The sequence below is a fragment of the Lactobacillus sp. C449L genome (genome assembly GCF_059900815.1).
The window spans coordinates 1-424 of the sequence record NZ_JBWXGA010000349.1; the positions used below are offsets into that span (position 1 = coordinate 1).

1 protein-coding gene is annotated in these 424 nt (G+C 37.7%); it reads right to left on the minus strand.

What is annotated here, in order from left to right; all coding sequences use genetic code 11:
* A partial coding sequence (locus tag AC2JF9_RS09730) for an HflX-like GTP-binding protein (RefSeq protein WP_500727371.1) occupies nucleotides 1-196 on the minus strand: 196 nt, incomplete at its 3' end.
* Nucleotides 197-424 lie beyond the last annotated feature (228 nt).

A 424-nucleotide genomic window follows, 5' to 3' on the forward strand; every position in this document is an offset into this window, starting at 1 on the left:
ATCCAATATAATGGGATTTATGAATTTTACTGACATTTTGAGTAACTTGCCCCACTACCGCAATATCACAAGCTTCTGCTAAGTTTTCTAATTCCTTCATCGAATACTGGAAGTGATCATGGCTATTCAAATTGACACCAACAAGGAGCGCTTTCTGTCTTTCTGCCATATTTAATTCCTCCATTTCATCAAACATAAAAAACACAGACTAATCCCGCCTGTGCTTACGTAAATGGAAGAGGCCCGCAATCAATAGTTTGGCCTTTTAGTCATAAAAATGGGTACACTTTTCCCCTCTTAAAAGGTAAAAGTGTGGAATCATTTTTTGAAGACAGCAAAAAAAGAGGGGCGAAATTCGTCCCCTTTTATCCTTACATACCGTAAAATAAAAGGCTTCCTAAAAGTAGGCAGACCAATCCCATTT